Below are 3,953 nucleotides of genomic sequence, written 5' to 3'. Positions count from 1 at the left end.
GCGAGTGCGATGCGAGAATGCGTTTGCGGGAGTGAAACGATACAGGATTGTGAGCGATGTTTACAGAAATCGTGTGACTAATTTTGATGACCGTTCGATGTTGACCGCAACGGGGCTATGGAACTTCTATTTGATGGCGGCTTAACTTCGATGGAAGTGACAAGGGAAGAATTTCCCTTAAAAATTCTTATTCCGCAACAAGTCTAATATTTGTGTTGAAGCTCACCTGCGTGACTTGATCGAACAGGGATTTGAGGTACTCATCGTTAAGGATGCTACGGCTGCCCCGCAACATCCAGATCTGGGCGATGGCTACAAGGCAGCACTGATCAATTTTGGATATCTTGCCAATGCTGTCTTGTCTACGAATGAAGCTGTAAAAGCGATGGCGTAGCTCAAACCTAGCCAACACATTCAATTCTTGCTAATAGATCGAGAACTGAGTAGAGGATGGTCTTTAACCACATAACGCTCTCCAAAAGAAACCCATGAACCAATACGTCACCCTAGATACCTATGACGGCAGTTTTCAATCCTATATGGTTCGCCCGGATGTCCTGCCAGCACCAGCGATTGTTGTCATTCAGGAGATCTTTGGTGTCAACGCTGACATCCGAGACACCTGTCACGAACTTGCTTCGCAAGGATATATTGCTGTGAGTCCAGACTTGTTCTGGCGAATGGAACCAGGCGTTGATATGACAGACCAATCCGAGGCTGAATGGAAAAAGGGCTTTGCTCTCTATACAGCTTTTGATTATGACGCTGGTGTCACAGACATTGCTTTAACAATGGAGATGGCGCGATCGCTGCCTGGTGCCAACGGAAAAGTTGGATTAATGGGCTACTGCCTTGGCGGTTTGATGACCTTTATCACAACAGCACACAAGGGTGCCGATGCTTCTATTGTCTACTACGGTGGCAGCATGGAAAAGCACCTGGATGAAGCCAACAATATCAAAAATCCAATGCTGGTTCATTTAGGAGAAGAAGATGAGTACATCTCCAAAGAGGCTCAAAAAGACATTATCGAAGCCCTGAAGAATAATACGTTTGCTCAGGTATTTACCTATCCAGGTTGTAAGCACGCTTTTACTCGACACCGTGGCATCAACTATGACAAGGATGCAGCCACCCTGGCTAACGGTAGAACCGCTGACTTCTTCAAGTTACACCTCAAGTAGGGAGATCTTGTTTCGCTTTTAATCGAGGGAGTTAGAGCGATATCACCCTTGATAAACTGACGGACTACTTTGCAAAGGGCATTGTATGCGATCGCATCAGTGAGGAAACTATCTCTTCGACATTCAATGAGATCAGCGAACCCAAAGGAGAACACTTTATGAACCGATTTACCCTCAAAAACGGGATACGCCTGCTTCTGCTCGTCACACTCTTTTTAGGAACCACTATCATCACTTCTTTAGGAGCCACCATGAATCCTGCAAGCGCACAAGATAGCAAGCCCACCATCGTCCTCGTCCACGGTGCTTTTGCTGAGTCTTCCAGTTGGAACGGTGTATTGTCTCAACTGATTCCAAAAGGGTATCCAACGGTTGCCGTCGCGAATCCTCTGCGCGGAGTTCAAAGTGATGCAGACTACGTCGCCAGCGTCCTCAAAGGTATCGAAGGTGCGGTCGTGTTGGTCGGGCACTCCTATGGAGGGGCGGTGATTACCAATGCGGTCAATGACAATAGCAACGTGAAGGCACTGGTCTACGTTGCCGGTTTTGCGCCTGATACAGGCGAGACTGCTGCTGAACTCTCAGGGCGTTATCCCGGAGGCACACTCGGACCAACCCTCGCGCCACCTATCGAGTTGACTGATGGTGGCAAGGATCTCTACATTCAGCAGGACAAGTTCCACGCCCAGTTTGCCGCAGATGTGCCCGCTAGTGATGCGCAGTTGATGGCGAGCACCCAGCGTCCAATCACGGAAGCCGCGTTGAACGAAGCCTCTGGTTCGCCTGCATGGAAGTCTATCCCGTCCTGGTTTATCTACGGCGATCGCGACTTGAACATTCCCGCCGCAGCGCAGGCTTTCATGGCAAACCGTACTAACTCAAAAGAGACGGTTGCTGTGAGTGGTGCGTCACATGTGGTGATGGTTTCTCATCCAGATGCTGTTGCCGAGGTCATCGAACACGCTGCGATCGCGCAATAGAGAAGTGTGAGCGCAGCGTGTCCATAACGCTCTTTTACCTTTCAAACTCTTTTAGAACGAGACGGTAATGGGGTTGCGTTAAACTCAGCGGAACAGTCACCCATTCCGCTGAGTTTAACGCAACCCCGTGATGTTTGACGTATCTCGCAATCATGCCTTCGTCTCCGTGTTTGCCAGCACGGTTGGCAAAGTAACCATTGCTCCAAAACTCACCACCCCACAGCTTGTGTTTGACTTGGGGACATCGCTTGAACACCTCTGCTTTTTGAGCAATGAGGAGACCTGCTAAGTATTGCTATAAGTGCGGATTGTAGCCTTAATGTATTGCTCACATCATTAATGACGAAAATGCAGCGTGGCGATCGCCATCTCTTTATCCTTCTCCGTCACATCAATATACCTCTGAAACGCCAACAAACTCTTGTGTCCAGAGATCGAATGAACGTCACCGCTGCAAGCAGGCGGTGTATCACTTCGCTCCACTCGCACACTTCGTGGCTCGATTCCGCTCAACAGCACCCTCCGGACGCTGTGTTCTCCGGACGCAGCAAGCTGCGGGGAATCGACCCGAAGGGATTGAATGTGTTTGATAGGAACCCTTTCGTTGTGCATCCAGGTAATTGCCGTGCGACGGAAGCTGTGAGTGCTAGATCCCTCAATCCCCAACCGCTTAAAGGCTGCTCGTAAAATGGCATCGGCAGACTCCGGGCAAAGGTGCCCTCGTCCCCAGCGTCCTGGAAAGAGGTAAGGACGATCGCTTCGATACCCCTCCAGTAATTGCCTCAACTCCAGCGATACCGGAACAGATCGCGTCTCCTGTTTCCCTTTGGTTGTTGCCCGCCGAAAGGTAATGCGATCGCGCACCCGCCCATCTGTCCCATACACATCAGCCGCGTGCAGCGAACATGCCTCATTGACCCGCGCAGTCGTGTAGAGGCAGATACCAAACAAGGCGCGATCGCGCTCGGTCGGCAACCCCTCTATATAAGAGAGCAGCGCCAGGGAGGCGATCGCCTCCATCCCTTTCACTCCCCTAGAACAAACCAGCAGCCGAAATAGCTTCAGATCTGAAACCAACCCCAGTTTTCCGTCAAACAGCCAAGCGATCTCCTGCGCTGACAAGATCTTGGCTTGGTCGTGACGGTTGATTTTCACAGGTCGAGCAGTACGGGTGTTCAGCCAATTCTACATTAGGAAATACGAATAAGTTAATGTATCACCCTCAAATGCTGATTCTTCCGTAAAACTAGAGAGTGAAACCAGGCAAACTTAAGGAAAACTTATCGTTCAATAGTCGCTCGGTAGAATAGTGGATCGCTTCTGTCGATTTAGGTTGTTATCGACAGAACTATCTTTGGAGATCTAGAGCCAAAATTGGCGATCGCAAAAGCAACTGAACCTATAATTCTGTCGATTCACAGTTAAATCGACAGAAGAGCCTCATTCCTGTATGGAACGATTGCAACGTAGCTGTAATACGAAACAATTAATCTGAAACTATTGCAAGATGAAAGATTTAGAGCAGATTATTTGCACTAGTAGAATTCAATATGACTAAATTTGCATCTGTTAAACAACAAATTTACCTTGTTTCGGACTTAGAACTGGGTCTAATTGCATCTTGCTATAGCAGCACTGTAAGTATTTCGGGTAGTGCCCTTTTGTAAAGGGTAGAGAAAATTAGAGTCGCTATGATAGATCAGCCCTGATTGTGCAACTACTCCCAGCCTTAATCCATCATGAAGCCGTATCTCCTCTGTCCGACCTGTGGTTCCGATGACATCATGAA

The 3,953-nt window shown here is 48.7% G+C and carries 4 protein-coding genes and 1 pseudogene; 3 read left to right on the top strand and 2 right to left on the bottom strand.

What is annotated here, in order from left to right; genetic code table 11:
• The first annotated feature begins 208 nt into the window (after positions 1-208).
• The 3 genes from AC1S52_RS00025 (at position 209) to AC1S52_RS00015 (ending at position 2,164) form a co-directional block, all read left to right on the top strand.
• Positions 209-394: an isochorismatase family protein gene (locus AC1S52_RS00025; RefSeq protein WP_482026991.1), complete on the top strand. Its 186-nt coding sequence runs from the start codon at positions 209-211 to the stop codon at positions 392-394.
• A 94-nt stretch (positions 395-488) separates the two neighbouring features.
• Positions 489-1,184 carry a dienelactone hydrolase family protein gene (locus AC1S52_RS00020; protein WP_482026990.1) on the top strand — a complete coding sequence of 232 codons (696 nt, stop codon included), beginning with the start codon at positions 489-491 and terminating at the stop codon, positions 1,182-1,184.
• Positions 1,185-1,342: 158 nt separating this feature from the next.
• Positions 1,343-2,164, top strand: a complete 822-nt coding sequence (locus AC1S52_RS00015) for an alpha/beta fold hydrolase (RefSeq protein ID WP_482026989.1) — start codon at positions 1,343-1,345, stop codon at positions 2,162-2,164.
• Between the two features lie 34 nt (positions 2,165-2,198).
• Here AC1S52_RS00015 and AC1S52_RS00010 read toward each other — a convergent pair.
• A pseudogene (locus AC1S52_RS00010) lies at positions 2,199-2,423 on the bottom strand (transposase); the annotation flags it as partial.
• A 77-nt stretch (positions 2,424-2,500) separates the two neighbouring features.
• Positions 2,501-3,319 carry a tyrosine-type recombinase/integrase gene (locus AC1S52_RS00005; RefSeq protein ID WP_482026988.1) on the bottom strand — a complete coding sequence of 273 codons (819 nt, stop codon included), beginning with the start codon at positions 3,317-3,319 and terminating at the stop codon, positions 2,501-2,503.
• Positions 3,320-3,953: the final 634 nt, after the last annotated feature.

The sequence above is a fragment of the Kovacikia sp. CALU 1929 genome (assembly GCF_056784235.1).
The sequence above is the reverse complement of the archived record's forward strand: the minus strand, read 5'-3'. Positions and strand labels throughout refer to the sequence as shown.